This window comes from Kitasatospora sp. NPDC088548 (assembly GCF_044753005.1).
Lineage (GTDB): Bacteria > Actinomycetota > Actinomycetes > Streptomycetales > Streptomycetaceae > Kitasatospora.
The window spans coordinates 124,686-138,955 of record NZ_JBIVMI010000021.1 but is presented as its reverse complement, the minus strand read 5'-3'; the positions used below and the strand labels follow the sequence as shown (position 1 = coordinate 138,955).

Here is a 14,270-nt window from a genome sequence, read left to right as displayed (position 1 = left end):
TGGGGGGGGTTGTTTTGCTTGGGGGGGGGGGGGGGGGGCCGGGGGCCCCCCCCCGGGGGGGGGGGGGGGGGCCGGCGGCCGGGGGGCGGGGGGGGGGGGGGGGCCCCCCGGGGCCCCCCCGGCCCTTTCTCCTCGGTCCTCGCTGCTACCGGTCAGGGCAGGTCAGCGCCCGTGGATCTCCACCTTCGGGTAGGGGATGCCCCAGGAGCGCCAGATCCCGGCGTAGATCTTCACGCCACCGCGGCCCCGGTTGGCCTTCTTGGCGATGTCCTTGGCCCAGTACTTGGCCAGGTAGCTGAGCGCCCACAGGGCCCAGCCGACGATCCGCGCGGCGATGTGCGGGACCTTCTGCAGCACCTTGCCGACGAACTTCGCGAACCCGCCCGCCGCGTACAGCACGGCCGCCAGGGTGTTCGCCTCGCTCCGGCTGAAGGTCGCGGTGTACTTCTTGTACCAGGCCAGCCCGGTGAGGTCGTCCATGGTGATCGGATCGACCGGGTAGCCGTAGTGGTTGGGCGAGCCCTCCTGGAGCGGGTCGAGCTGCAGGAAGCGGCCGGTGCCGGAGTCGTAGACCCGGGCGCCCATCAGGGTCAGACCGCTGAGGCTGTCGCCGCCCCGCAGCGCCCCGCCGAGCCAGCCGTACTCGGTGCTCGCCGCGGCGTCCACCGGGTTGCCGTACTCGTCGTAGTGGTAGACGGCGAGGTCCTCGGTGCCGTCCGGGGAGAGCTGGACGGAGACGTCACCGTGCAGGTTGGTCAGCAGCAGGACGACGCCGCCGTCGGGGCCGGTGGCCGCCGTCAGCTGGCCGGTGAGGTCCTGGACGTTGCGGGTGAGCTTGCCCGCGGCCGTCCTGGACCAGGTGGGGCTGTCGGTGCCGGCGCCGTAGTGGTTGGTGGACTGCTCGGTGACGGCCCAGGTGCCGTCGGCGCCCTTGGCCTCGGTGGTGACCGAGGCGAGCCGGCCGGCCGCGTCCAGGTCCCAGGTCTTGCGCTGGTCGCCGAGGGTCTCGCCGCGCAGCAGGTCGTTGACGTGGTAGCTCAGCGCGGTGCCCTTGGGCAGGGTGGTGGTGCGGCCGAGCGCGTCGTAGGCGTAGCCGGGGCCGGTGAGCCGGTCGGCGGTGTCGTAGCCGGAGTTGACGGTGGTGGTGACCGTGTCGTTGGTGGCCGGGTCACAGTCGTCCGAGACGGTGGTCAGGCCGGTCCGGTTGCTGTTCTTGTCGAAGGTGTAGGCGCGGCTGGAGCAGGCCAGGCCGGTGGTGTCGGCGGCCTTGGTGAGCCGGCCGGTCGAGTCGTAGGTGTAGTCGCTGGTGGTGCTGTTGCCGTCGCTCTGGGTCCGGCCGGCCTGCTGGCCGTGGACGGTGTAGTCGGCGGTGTCGGCCAGCAGGACGGTGCCCGACTGGTTGGTGTAGGTCTTGCCGGTCTTGATGCCCCGGCTGTCGTAGCTGGTGGTCAGGGTGTTGCCGCCGGGCAGCGTCTGGGTGGTCAGCCGGCCCTCGACGTCGTAGCCGGCGGTGAAGGTGCCCGCGACCGAGTCGGTGAGCGAGGTGGGCAGACCGCGCGGGTCCTTGGCGGTGTCGTAGCCGTAGGTGGTGGTGGACGGCACGGAGTCCGACCGCTTCACCACCCGGTCCAGCAGGTCGTACTCGGTGGTGGTGACGTTGCCCGCACCGTCGTCGTACGAGACCTCGCGGCCCAGCCGGTCGTAGCCCTGGGCGATGGTGGTCGTGCCGTTGGTGACCGTGGCGGGCTGGCCGTTGGCCGGGTCGTAGCTCACGGTGAGGTCGGCCACCGGGGCGCCGGTGCCGCCGGTGACGGAGACCTTCGCCGGGCGCCCGGCGGCGTCGTAGCCGCGGGTGGTGGTGCGGGTGACGCCGTTGGCGACCTCGGTGAGGACGGTCGGGTTGCCCCAGCGGTCGTACTGCTGGGTCTTGGTCGGCAGCTGGAGCGGGTTGGCGCCGCCGCCGGCGATCTGCGCGGCCGGGCCGGCGGAGCAGACCAGGTCGGCCCACTCGGGGCGCCCGGCGCAGGCGCCGGTGCCGGTGGCGCTCCAGTACGTGGTCACCGTGGTGGCCGCGTCGGAGCCGTTGGAGTTGGGGCGGCTCTGGGTCACGACCCGGCCGGCCGCGTCGTAGCCGGTGGTGGTGGTGATCTTCAGATCGGCCGGGTCCTGGACGGTCCGCACGGGCAGGCCCTTGGCCCAGTCGTAGCCGGTCGCGGTGGTGCGGGCGTCGGCGTCGGCGGGGTAGCCGTCGACCCGGGCGCCGAAGGTCACCGTGGTGGAGCGGTCGCTGACGGCGGCGTCCGCCGGGCGGCCCTCGTCGTAGGCGGTGACGGTGTGGGCACGGGCCGGGACCTCGGCGCCGGCCGCGAGGGCCGGGCTGGTGCCGGAGGCGGCCAGGCCGTGCTCCAGGGTGACCAGTTGCAGCGGGTCGAGCTGGTCGACCAGGCGCTTGCCGTCGGCCGAGTACGCCGACAGCGAGGAGAGCACCTGGGCGCGGTCGGCCGTGGAGCGGCCGGCGATGCCCAGCTCCCGCAGGGTGGCGAGGTCCTTGCCGGTGGTGGCGAGGGCCAGGATGCGGTTCTCCGCGGAGAGGGTGCGCACCGTGCTGCCGAAGGCGTTGTACTCGGTGGTGGTGATGCCGCCGCCGGGGGTGGCGGTGTTGACCTCGCGCCCGGAGGCGTTGGTGTAGGTCAGCGAGGCGCGGGTGTACGCGTTGGTGCCGAGCGCCTTGCCGTCGTGGCTCGCCGGAACGGCGTCCGGCGGCAGCACGGCGGTGGCGTCGGTCGGGGCGTCGCTCTGGCCCCAGGCCGCGACGTCGGACGGGCCCAGCGGGTACGGCGCGTTGGCACCGCTCAGCGGGACGTCGTAGACGACGGAGGTGGTGGCGGTGCCGCTGGTGACGTCCTTGCTGCCCTGCTTGAGGGCGGGCCGGGAGGCCGCGAGCAGCATGCCGTCGCCGGCCGTGGCGGCGTTGCCGGCCTTGCCGTACTCCAGCGTCCACGGCAGCTCGCCGGGCCCGGTCGTGGTGGTGACCCGGCCGGCCGCGTCGTAGCCGTACGCGGTCTTCAGCGCCGGGCTGATCCGCGGGTCCCAGACCTCGCGCAGCCGGCCCGCGTCGTCGTACGCGTACTGGGTGACCACGACGGGGGTCGCCGCGGCGGCGCCCGGGTCGGTGGACCAGAGCCGGATCTGCTTCACCTGGCCGGTGACGTCGCCGAGCGCGGCGGAGGTGGCGGTGGTGGCGGTGGCGTAGACGTACTCCAGCACCCGGCAGCCGGCCGTGGCGGGCACGGCGGCGCAGGTGGCGGAGGCGGCCGCCGAGGTCGGCGCGACCACGTACTTCGGGCGGGCCAGGGTCTTGCCGCCGGTGACGACCTTCTCCGAGACCACGCTGGTGGTGGAGTTCTCGCTGGGCAGCGAGGAGCCGGTGGCCTGCCAGGTGGTGGCGGCCGGGTCGACCTTGGCGAAGGTGACGGTGGTGCCGGCGGTGTCCTTCAGGGTGAAGGAGCCGGTCAGCGCGCCGGTGAGGGTGAGGTCCTCGGCGCCGGGCTCGGGCTTCCAGCCGCCGGCGCCGGTGGCGGTGAAGCCGGTCTCGGCGCCGTCGGCGGAGACCACCGCGAGCGAGGTCGGCGACGTCTGACGGACGTACCGGTAGGCGACGTCGGTGATGTCGGCGGTGGTGCCGGAGCTCCACTGCGGGCCGAAGATCGCGGCCTGGCCCTCCTGTGCCGAGCCGTTGGCGGGGCGGCGGGAGGAGTAGGAGCGCTCGGCGGAGAGGCCGAAGCCCGCGGCGTCGGTGGCGGCGAGGGCGAGGTCACCGGTGAGGGTGTTGACCTTGCCCGGTCCGACGGTCGTCTCGGGCGCCGTGCCCGCGTTGCGGTCCACCGTGACGGTGTTGGGCTCGGTGGCGTCGGTGGCCGTGCCGTCGGTGAACACCGCGCGGACGTCCACCGGACCGTTCTCGGCCAGGGTGTCGGTGATGTTCCAGGTCAGCGCGGCCGGCTTGCCCGCGGGGGCGGTGAACGGCCAGCCGGTGACGGCCTTGCCGTCGGTGGTGGTGACGTTGGCGGCCGGCACGTCCTTCCAGGCGTCCGTCTCACCGCGCCGGTACTGGTAGCGCACGCCGGTGTAGGTGCTGTTGCCCTCCGCCTGGAGGGAGGTGCGGCGGGCCGGGCGCTCGCCGGCGCCGGGGGCGACCAGGGCCGAGCCCTTGCCCGCGTAGAAGGTGTACGTCTTGTCGGCGGAGACGTTGCCCGCCGCGTCCCGGGTGTGCGCGGTGACGGTGTGCGCGCCCGCCTTGAAGCCGAGCGTGGCCTTCACCGGGGCGCCGGTGGTGGCGACGGTGACCCAGGCGCCGCCGTCCAGCCGGTACTGGATGTCCTTCACGTCGCTGGTCGGCGGGGTGAAGGTGAAGGAGCCGCTGTAGCCGCCGTTCGCGTCCGGGGTGCCCGCCCACTGGCCGGCCGGGAAGTCCCCGGAGGAGACGGTGGTCGTGCCCGGCGCGGTGGTGTCCACGGTGAACGAGCGGAAGCCGGACCAGGCGCTGTTGGCGGTGCCGTCCCAGGAGCGCGAGCGCCACTTGTAACCGCCGGGCGCCAGCGCGGTGGTGGGCGACCAGGTGAAGGTCGAGCCGGAGGCCGCGTACGGGGTGTTGCCGGCCTGGAGGGCCGCGGTGCCGTTGGCGGCCCAGACCTCGAAGTCCAGCTTGATGTTGCCGCCGTCGGGGTCGGTCGCCTTGGCGGACAGGGTCGGCTTGGCGTCGCCGGTGAGCGCGCCGTCGGCCGGGCTGAGCAGGGTGGAGACGGCCGGCGGGGTGTTGTAGGTGACCGACAGGTACGGCGTGTTGGAGGACGCGTTGCCGGAGTTGAACTTCTTCCAGCCGTACGGGTCGCTCTCGTCGGTGGCCCGGATGCCCAGGGTGTTGCTGGCGTTGCCGTTGCCGGCCCAGGCCTGGACGAGGGCGGTGATGTCCTGGTTCACCCAGCCGTCGTTGCAGGAGCTGGAGTAGCCCTTGGTGGCCGTGGAGGTGGCCCACTTGCGGTTCCAGCCGGGCTGCGCCGTCCAGCGGGTGCTGGTGCTCGCGCTGCCGGTGTCCCAGACCTCCCAGCCCTTGGCGGTGCAGGACCAGGAGTGGAAGTTCCACAGGTTGAGCTTGCCGCTGCTGATCTGCTTGCCGCTGATCTTCGCCATCGGGAACTGCAGGAACGAACGGGCCTTCTGGCCGGAGCCGTTGTTGCCCAGCTTCAGCTCGGTCTGGGAGGAGACGTCGGTGCCGTACCCCTCCTGGACGAAGGTGTCGAAGCCGACGCCGATGTTGACCGCCGGGTCGATGGTGACGGGGTACTTGGTGTTCGGGTCGTTCAGGAAGGCCGCGTCGGGGGTGAGCGTCAGGTCGACGTCGTCGCCCCGCTGGGTCACCTTCAGGGTGACCGGCGCGGTGCGGGTGTGGTCGCCGCTGCGCTCGTCGACCTGGGCGTCCCACATCACCGGCGCGGGCAGTTGGCCGGCCTCCTGACCGGTCTTCGGGTCGAGGAAGGAGACCGAGTTGTCGGCGTTGTGCCGGGCCTGGAGGCCGGCCGCGTTCAGGGTGAGCGTGACGCTGCCGTTGGCGGCGACCGCCGAGCGGTCCTTGAGCTCCAGGAACTGCTCGAAGCCGGTCCGGGTGGACTCGATGACCAGGTCGGTGGCGGTGAGCGCGTTCTCGTACCGGGCCTTGGCGCCGTCCACGGTGGGCGCGGGCAGGGTGCCGCGCCAGGACAGCGACATCGCGGTGCCGGCGCCGTTGTCCAGCGAGAGCAGCGGAGTCGCCGGGGCCTGCTGGTCGCCGGCCGGGGCGCCGGCCGCCTTGAACCCGGACACGGCGGCGGGCGGGGTGGCGCCGGCCAGGGCGAGGTTCAGCGGGTGGCCCTTGGCCTTGACGCTGCCGTCCGCCTGCCGGGCGAGGTTCACGTCGATCGGCTGGAGCTTTCCGGACTTGTCCTTGTAGCGGACCGGCCCGGTGGCCATGTCGAGCGTGGTGGTGCCGTCCGGGTTGATCCAGGTGGTGGTGGACTCGGTGCGCTCGTCCGTCACCTCGATCCGGCGGTTCTCCAGCCGGGCCTTGAGGTGGGCGGTGGCGAGGTCCGGTGCCTCGGCCGGGCCGAGCGCCTGGGCCTGCCGGGGGGTCGGGGCCTGCGGGGTGACGGCGACGGCCTGGCCGGTCGCCATGATGACGGCGGCGGACTCGGCGGCCAGGACGACGGCGAGCGCGACGGCGGTCTTGCGCAGGACGCCGTTGTGGCGGCGCCGGGCGGTCGGGGGCGGTGCGGCGTCTCCGGCTCCTGGGCGGGGGAGTGCGCCGTGGGGGTGTGGCATCGGGCTCCTTTGAGGGTCTTGACGGCTTCGACGGGCTTGTTTCCGGCGGGCTCGACGGCTCGGCTCCGGCGGTCGGCTCCGACGGCTGGTGGAGCATGCCGACGGAGCTGCGCACGGCTCACGTGATGTGGCCATGCCAGTCATGAGGGGGTAAAGCGATCGATATGAATCGGCCAAAATGGCGGGGGACCGGGATGGGGGGAAACCCGCCCGGAAGATCAGAAAGCGCGCGCGGTCGCGGAGTTACCCCAGCGGCAGTGCGAAGCGACCGGACGGCCCGGCCGCCAGGGCCCGGTCGAGCAGGGCCTTCGCCCGCAGCTCGGCCACGGCCTCGTCCGGCGCCCGGACGTACAGCACCAGACCGACGCCCTCCGGGACGGCGCGGGCACGCACGTGTTCCAGGCCGTCGCCCGGGCCCGCGGACCCCCACAGGGCGGCCTGGACGTCGGCGGCCCCGGCCTCGCCCGGCGGGGTGGCGGAGACGTCCAGGAGGGTCAGGTGGACGGCGAACACCGGGAGGTCAGTCCCACCCGATGGTGCCGCCGTCGACGGGGGCGCTGTCCCAGCCGACCGGTCCGGCCGGCGGGGTGTCCCAGCCGATGCCGCCGTCGTCGGCGCCGCCGGCGGCGGTGGCGGGCGCGGCGGGGGAGGGCTGGGCGACGAAGGCGGGTGCGGCGGCCGCGGCGAGGGCGAGGGCGAGAACGGTGACGGCGAGCGGGCGGACGGTCTTGGGCACGACGGTTCCTGTTCTGTGCAGGGGAGGTGCGGGGCTGTTCGGGCTCAGGGCTGTTCGGGCCCGGGACCCGGCCGGGTTCAGGGCTCGGCCGGGCTCTGGGACGAACGGAGGCGAACGGGGCTGAACGGAGGTGAGGGTGGGTCACGAGGATGGCTGCGCGCAGGGTGAATCCTCCCGGCGTCCGCCCGGCGGCGGGAGGGGCAACCGTGGGCAGCATCAGGACAGGCAGCTTGCTGCAACCCCCGCCGGGCGCACCCCGCCGGGCGGCCACGCGGGGCCGCCCGGGCGCTTGACCGGATCATGTCTTGTGGCGGCGCCGCGGCGGCGGAAAGATCGAACCGGTGGGCCGACCGGACATCCGTTCGACTGATCAGGGGTCGCTGAAGTGCTGGAGCTGCTGGGGCTGGACGCGACCGCCGAGGCCGTCTACCGGGAGATGCTGACCGACCCCGAGGGTGGCGTCGCCGAACTCTGCGAGCGGCTCCGACTCCCCGAGGCCGCCGTCCGCGAGGCCCTGGACCGGCTCGCCGACCTCACCCTGCTGCGGGCCTCCCGTGACCGCCCCGGCGCGTTCTGGCCGGTCAGCCCGGAGCGCGGCCTGGAGCTGCTGCTGCGCCGGCAGGAGGAGGAACTCGCGCGCCGCCAGCAGGAGCTGGCCGTCTCCAAGGCGGCCGTCGCGCGGGCCGTCGCCGAGTACGCCATGCTGCGCACCAGCACCCTGGTGGACGGTGGCGAGCGGCTGGTGGGCCTGGACGCGATCCAGGCCAAGCTGGAGGTGCTGACGGCCCGGCTGGCCGGCGAGTGCCTGGCGGTGATGCCCGGCGGCGCGCAGTCCGCGGCCAGCCTGGCCGCCTCCCGGCCGCTGGACGAGGACGCCCTGCGGCGCGGGATGAGTCTGCGGACCATCTATCAGGACAGCGTCCGCAACGACCCGGAGACCTTCGCCTACGCCCGCTGGATGACCGGCCTCGGCGGCAAGGTGCGCACCGCACCCGTGCTGCCGCCCCGGATGCTGGTGTTCGACCGGCGCGCGGCCGTGGTGCCGATCGACCCGGAGAACACCCGGCTCGGCGCGCTGTGCACGGAGGAGCCGGGCATCGTCGCCTCGCTGGTCGCCCTCTTCGAGCAGACCTGGGAGACCGCCGTCCCGCTCGGCGACGACCAGCCCGAGGACGTCGGCACGGGCCTGAGCGCCGGCGAGCGCGAGCTGCTGCGGCTGCTCTCCACCGGGCTCACCGACGACGCGGCGGCCAAGCGGCTCGGCGTCTCGGTGCGGACGGTGCGCCGGCAGATGGCCGCGCTGATGGAGCGGCTGGACGCGGCGAGCCGGTTCGAGGCGGGTCTGAAGGCGGCTCAGCGGGGCTGGCTGTAGGGCTTCGTGCGGGCCGGAGACCTGGGCGGCGGTACCGAAAGTTCACCACCGGGGTCTTGTCGCGTCATTTTCTACGCGCGTATCTTGAGCGCTGCGGGGGACGGCCGTCCGGCTCCCGCGGCTGTATTCTACGCGGGTAGCGCGCTGTCCGCGCCTGCCTGACCCACCCTCACGGCCCGGCGGTCCCACCTGCGCCGGGCGAACGTGCCACCCCCGTCCGCCGTGTCCCGACCGTGCCGCACGGCTGAGCAAGGAGTCCTGCCCCGGTGACCACGCCCCCCGCTCCCCGCCCCCGCTCCCGCCGGGCCCTGCTGCGCGCCACCCTCCTCCCGGCCGGGCTGGCCGTCTCGCTGGTGCTCGTCCCGCTGCCGGCCGCCGTGGCCGCGCCCTCCGCCGACGCGGTGATCTCCGAGGTGTACGGCGGTGGCGGCAACTCCGGTGCCACCCTGAAGAACGACTTCGTCGAGCTGGCCAACAAGGGCGGTGCGGCCTTCGGCCTGGACGGCTGGAGCGTCCAGTACATATCCGGGACCCCGGGCCCGGCCTCCCAGTGGGGCGTCACCCCGCTGACCGGCTCGATCGCCCCCGGCGGCCGCTACCTGGTCGGCGAGGCGGCCGGCGCCGGCGGCACCGTCGACCTGCCGACCCCGGACGCGGCCGGCTCGCTGGCGCTGTCCGGCACCAGCGGCACCGTCGCCCTCGTCCGCGGCACCGACCCGCTGACCTGCAAGACCGCCGCCGACTGCGCCGCCGACCCGCGCGTGCGCGACCTGGCCGGCTTCGGCACCGCCGTGATCCACGAGGGCTCGGCCGCCGCCGCCGGGGCCTCCAACACCGCCTCGGTGGCCCGCCGGGCCGACCTCGCCGACACCGACGACAACGCGGCCGACTTCACCGCCGGCGCCCCGACGCCGACCAACAGCAAGGGCGAGGTCGCCGAGGGCTCCACCCCGACCGGCCCGACCGAGCCGGGCAGCGTCCGGATCCATGACATCCAGGGCAGCACCCGCCTCTCGACCCGCACCGGTGCGACCATCGCGGGCGTGCCCGGCATCGTCACCGGCGTCCGCGGCTACGGCTCCAAGGGCTTCTGGATCCAGGACCCGAACCCGGACGCCGACCCGGCCACCAGCGAGGGCATCTTCGTCTACACCGGCAGCGCCACCCCGACCGTCAAGGTCGGCGACTCGGTGCTGGTCACCGGCAAGGTGACGGAGTACTACCCGAACTTCAACAGCGGCTCGCAGTCGCTCACCCAGCTCACCAACCCGGCCGTCACCGTGGTCTCCTCCGGCAACCCGCTGCCGGCGCCGGTCGTCGTGGACACCCGCAACATCCCCGGCACCTACACCCCGCAGGCCCCGGCGGGCGGCACCATCGAGTCGCTCCCGCTCCAGCCGGAGAAGTACACCCTGGACTTCTTCGAGTCCCTGGAGGGCATGCTCGTCCAGGTCAAGGACGTCCGGGTGATCCAGGCGACGGACAAGTACAACGAGCTCTGGGTCGCCGCCGACAAGCAGGACCAGAAGAGCGCGCGCGGCGGCGTGCTGTACGAGTCGTACGCCGAGCCCAACGTCGGCCGCCTGATGGTGCAGCAGCAGGCGCCGGTCTCCCAGCAGCCGTTCCCGGTCGCCAACGTCGGCGACGTGCTGACCGGCACCACCACCGGCCCGCTGGACTACAACGCCTTCGGCGGCTACACCCTCGTCGCGGGCACCCTCGGCGCGCTCCAGGACAACCACCTCCAGCGCGAGGTGACGGCCCCGACCGCCGACCGCGAACTCTCCATCGCCACCTACAACGTGGAGAACCTCGCCCCCGGCAACCCGGACGCCAAGTTCGCCGAGCTGGCCCAGGGCGTCGTCACCAACCTGCGCTCGCCCGACATCGTCGCCCTGGAGGAGATCCAGGACAACAACGGCGCCACCAACGACGGCACGGTGGACGCGAGCGAGACCGTCGCCAAGTTCATCGCCGCGATCAAGGCGGCCGGCGGCCCGGCCTACGAGTGGCGTTCGGTGGACCCGGAGAACAACAAGGACGGTGGCGAGCCCGGCGGCAACATCCGCCAGGTCTTCCTGTTCAACCCGCAGCGGGTCTCCTTCACCGACATCCCCGGCGGCTCCGCGACCTCCGCCGTGGACGTGGCCGGCAAGGGCTCCGCCGCCTCGCTGACCGCCTCGCCCGGCCGGATCTCGCCCACCGACGAGGCCTGGGCCAACAGCCGCAAGCCGCTGGTCGGCCAGTTCGACTTCCGCGGCAAGAAGGTCTTCGTCATCGCCAACCACTTCAACAGCAAGGGCGGCGACCAGGGCATCGACAGCCGCTTCCAGGCCCCGGTCCGCAGCTCCGAGGTGCAGCGGATCAAGCAGGCCACCGTCGAGCAGGCCTTCGTCGCCAAGCTGCTGGCCGCGGACAGGAACGCGAAGATCGTCTCGCTGGGCGACTTCAACGACTACCAGTTCTCGCCCGCGCTGGCCGCGCTCACCAAGGACCGGGTGCTGCGCGACCTGGTGAACGAGCTGCCGGAGAAGGAGCAGTACTCCTACGTCTACCAGGGCAACTCGCAGGTGCTGGACCACATCCTGGTCAGCCCCGAGGTCGGGTACGCCAAGTACGACGTGGTGCACATCAACAGTGAGTTCGCCCAGCAGGCGAGCGACCACGACCCGCAGGTGGTCCGCATCAAGCCGTAGTGTGCGAGACCGAGGGGGCGCGACCGGGGTTCGGTCGCGCCCCCTCGGGCGCTTTCCGGGTCGGCTGTCCGGGCCGGCCGCCCGCCCGGGCCGGCGTCAGCGCAGGGCGGCGAGCACCGCGTCCGCCATCACCTTCTCGCCGGTCGCGTTCGGGTGGAACGGCACGGCGGGGGAGCCCGGCAGCGCGCCCTCGATCCAGCGGTCGGGGCCGCGGTGTCCACGTAGGTGGCGCCGCCCGCGGCGGCGGTCGACCGGAGCATGGTGTTCAGCCGGCCGAGCACGCCGTGCAGGTACTCGACGTCCCCCGGGGTGATGGGCTGGCGCAGTACGCAGGCCGCCCCGTCGGCGGGCAGCACGGACGGGTAACCGACCACCAGCACACGGGCGTTCGGCGCCTTGGCGTGGATCCGCCGCAGTGCGTCGGCGATCTTCGGCCCGGCGGCGGCGATCCGGTCGGCGAGGTCGTCGTTGCCGTACTGCCAGGACCAGCTGCTCCAGTCCCAGTAGCCGTGGTTGTAGACGTCCCGGCAGGGCGTGCCCAGCGGGTTGACCACCGCGCCGGCGAGGCAGGTGGCGATCACGTCGCCGACCCCGAGGTCACTGGTGCCGAGGTCGTTGCCGCCGATGCCGAGGGTCACCAGGTCGGTGTCGGCGGTGACGGCGTCCAGTTGCGGGTCGTTGACCCGGAGGAAGGCGTCGTACTGGGGCTGCGTCATCGCCTTCACCTTGGCCGCGGCGCAGGTGACATCGGTGTACGCGCCCGCCTTGAGGGCGGCGGCCACCAGGTGGCCGTAGTTGCGGTCGGAGCGCAGGCAGAGGCCGGCCGACTGACCGGGCACACCGGCGCCGGCGGCGTACGAGTCGCCCAGCGCGACGTAGTGCCGGGGGGTGGCGGTGGCGGCCTGCGCGCTGGTGGAGGTCAGGGCGAGCGCGGCGCCCAGGGCGACGGCGCCGAGCAGGGCGGACTTCTCGGCCGAACGGGATTTCCGGGCAGGGCGGAGCACGGTTCCTCCTGGGGGGAGAGAAACGGGTGGGGGGCGTGCGAGCCGGGCCACAGCTACTGCTACTGGCAGGTAAGTTACTGCCAGGTTTCGCCTCCGTCCATGCACCGGGCGGAATTTCCCGAAAAACCGTCAGGGATATTCCCGAATAACGCTCCACCGGGTATCGGCGGTATTTCCGGTACACCGCGGAGCGGAATTCCCGCCGCGGCTTGTTACCGACCGGTTGACTGGCCCCGCCGCAGGCCGCAGTATCGGGCGCACAGCGGCGGCGCCCCCTCGCCGCCCGGACGGCCGATGGAGGACCCGCATGGCCCTGGACGCCGACGTCATCGTCATCGGAGCCGGACTCGCGGGGCTCGCCGCGACCGCCGAACTCGCCGACGCCGGACGGAAGGTGATCCTGCTCGACCAGGAGCCCGCGGCCTCGCTCGGCGGTCAGGCGCACTGGTCCTTCGGCGGCCTCTTCCTGGTCGACTCGCCCGAGCAGCGCCGGATGCGCATCCGCGACTCGCCCGCGCTCGCCTGGCAGGACTGGCTCGGCAGCGCCGGCTTCGACCGCCCCGAGGACGCCTGGCCGCGCCGCTGGGCCGAGGCTTACGTCGACTTCGCGGCGGGGGAGAAGCGGGCCTGGCTGCGCGCGCAGGGGGTGCGGTTCTTCCCGGTCGTCGGCTGGGCCGAGCGCGGCGGGCTGCTCGCCGACGGCCCCGGCAACTCCGTCCCCCGGTTCCACATCACCTGGGGCACCGGGCCCGGGCTGCTCGAACCCTTCGTCCGCCGGGTCCGGGCCGCCGCCGGGCGCGGCCTGGTGGACCTGCGTTTCCGCCACCGGGTCACCGGCCTGTCCGCGCACGCCGGGGCGGTCGACACCGTCAGCGGCGAGGTGCTGGTGCCCAGCGGCGCCGTGCGCGGCGCGGCGAGCTCCCGGGAGGTGGCCGGCGCCTTCGAACTGCGCGCCCAGGCCGTGATCGTCACCTCCGGCGGCATCGGCGGCAACCACGACCTCGTCCGCAAGGCCTGGCCCGCCCGGCTCGGCACCCCGCCCGCCCGGCTGCTCTCCGGTGTCCCCGCGCACGTGGACGGTCTGATGCTGGAGATCACCGGCGGGGCCGGCGGCAACCTGATCAACGGTGACCGGATGTGGCACTACACCGAGGGCATCGAGAACTGGGACCCGGTCTGGGCCCGGCACGGCATCCGCATCCTGCCCGGCCCCTCCTCGCTCTGGCTGGACGCCCGCGGGCGGCGGCTGCCCGTGCCGCTCTTCCCCGGCTTCGACACCCTCGGCACGCTCGACCACATCATGTCCACCGGGCACGACCACACCTGGTTCGTGCTCAACCAGAAGATCGTCGAGAAGGAGTTCACCCTCTCCGGCTCCGAGCAGAACCCCGACCTCACCGGCCGCTCCCTGCGGGGCGTCCTCGGCCGCGCGCTGCCCGGTGCGCCCGGTCCGGTCCGGGCGCACCTGCGGCACGGCCCCGACTTCGTGGTCGCGGGCAACCTGTCCGACCTGGCCCGCGGCATGAACGCCAGGACCCGTCAGGCGCTGATCGACCCGGACGAACTGCGCCGGGTGGTCGAGGCCCGGGACCGCCAGCTGGCCAACCCCTTCGCCAAGGACCTCCAGGTCACCGCCATCCACGGCGCCCGCCGCTACCTCGGCGACAAGCTGATCCGCACCGCCGCGCCGCACCGCCTCCTCGACCCGGCCGCCGCCCCGCTGATCGCCGTCCGGCTCCGCGTCCTCACCCGCAAGTCGCTCGGCGGCCTGGAGACCGACCTCTCCGGCCGCGTCCTGCGGCCCGGCGGCGAGGTCCTGGAAGGCGTGTACGCGGCCGGCGAGGCGGCCGGCTTCGGCGGCGGCGGTGTGCACGGCTACCGCTCCCTGGAGGGGACCTTCCTCGGCGGCTGCCTCTTCTCCGGCCGCACGGCGGGCCGCGCGGCGGCGGCCGCGACGGCGTAGCGGCGAGGCGTGTCGGCCGGCATCGACATGGCACTCCACCTGGTCGAACGCCTCGCGGGGGAGCAACTGGCCCGCACCGTCCAGCTCTTCATCGAGTACGGCCCGCAGCCGCCCCTGGGCGGTATCGACGGGAGCCCGGCCGACC

Annotated in this window: 7 protein-coding genes; 3 read left to right on the top strand and 4 right to left on the bottom strand. The window is 73.7% G+C overall.

The window, feature by feature from the left end:
* Positions 1 to 162 precede the first annotated feature (162 nt).
* From ACIP82_RS25475 to ACIP82_RS25465, 3 genes are all read right to left on the bottom strand, one after another.
* Positions 163 to 6,354, bottom strand: a complete 6,192-nt coding sequence (locus ACIP82_RS25475) for a DNRLRE domain-containing protein (protein ID WP_400656529.1) — start codon at positions 6,352 to 6,354, stop codon at positions 163 to 165.
* 243 nt (positions 6,355 to 6,597) lie between these two features.
* On the bottom strand, positions 6,598 to 6,867 hold the full coding sequence (locus ACIP82_RS25470; RefSeq protein WP_363613625.1) for a hypothetical protein: 270 nt from the start codon (positions 6,865 to 6,867) through the stop codon (positions 6,598 to 6,600).
* A 7-nt stretch (positions 6,868 to 6,874) separates the two neighbouring features.
* Positions 6,875 to 7,090, bottom strand: a complete 216-nt coding sequence (locus ACIP82_RS25465) for a hypothetical protein (protein ID WP_400656527.1) — start codon at positions 7,088 to 7,090, stop codon at positions 6,875 to 6,877.
* 385 nt (positions 7,091 to 7,475) lie between these two features.
* Here ACIP82_RS25465 and ACIP82_RS25460 point away from each other — a divergent pair, with 385 nt between their 5' ends.
* Together ACIP82_RS25460 and ACIP82_RS25455 are read left to right on the top strand one after the other, a co-directional pair.
* Positions 7,476 to 8,462 carry a LuxR C-terminal-related transcriptional regulator gene (locus ACIP82_RS25460; RefSeq protein ID WP_363613621.1) on the top strand — a complete coding sequence of 329 codons (987 nt, stop codon included), beginning with the start codon at positions 7,476 to 7,478 and terminating at the stop codon, positions 8,460 to 8,462.
* A gap of 266 nt (positions 8,463 to 8,728) precedes the next feature.
* Positions 8,729 to 11,158, top strand: a complete 2,430-nt coding sequence (locus tag ACIP82_RS25455) for a lamin tail domain-containing protein (RefSeq protein ID WP_400656523.1) — start codon at positions 8,729 to 8,731, stop codon at positions 11,156 to 11,158.
* 128 nt (positions 11,159 to 11,286) lie between these two features.
* Here the strand turns inward: ACIP82_RS25455 and ACIP82_RS25450 are convergent, their stop codons facing one another.
* A complete protein-coding gene (locus ACIP82_RS25450) occupies positions 11,287 to 12,162 on the bottom strand; it encodes an SGNH/GDSL hydrolase family protein (protein WP_400656521.1) in 876 nt (291 codons plus the stop codon).
* A 307-nt stretch (positions 12,163 to 12,469) separates the two neighbouring features.
* Here ACIP82_RS25450 and ACIP82_RS25445 point away from each other — a divergent pair, with 307 nt between their 5' ends.
* Complete coding sequence (locus ACIP82_RS25445; RefSeq protein WP_363613615.1) at positions 12,470 to 14,125, top strand: FAD-binding dehydrogenase; 1,656 nt, start codon at positions 12,470 to 12,472, stop codon at positions 14,123 to 14,125.
* The last annotated feature ends 145 nt before the right edge of the window (positions 14,126 to 14,270 follow it).

Bases quoted from the DNA above. Each gene is read 5' to 3' on its own strand.
- ACIP82_RS25445 (WP_363613615.1), top strand. From the start codon at position 12,470: ATGGCCCTGGACGCCGACGTCATCGTCATCGGAGCCGGACTCGCGGGG.
- ACIP82_RS25475 (WP_400656529.1), bottom strand. From the start codon at position 6,354: ATGCCACACCCCCACGGCGCACTCCCCCGCCCAGGAGCCGGAGACGCC.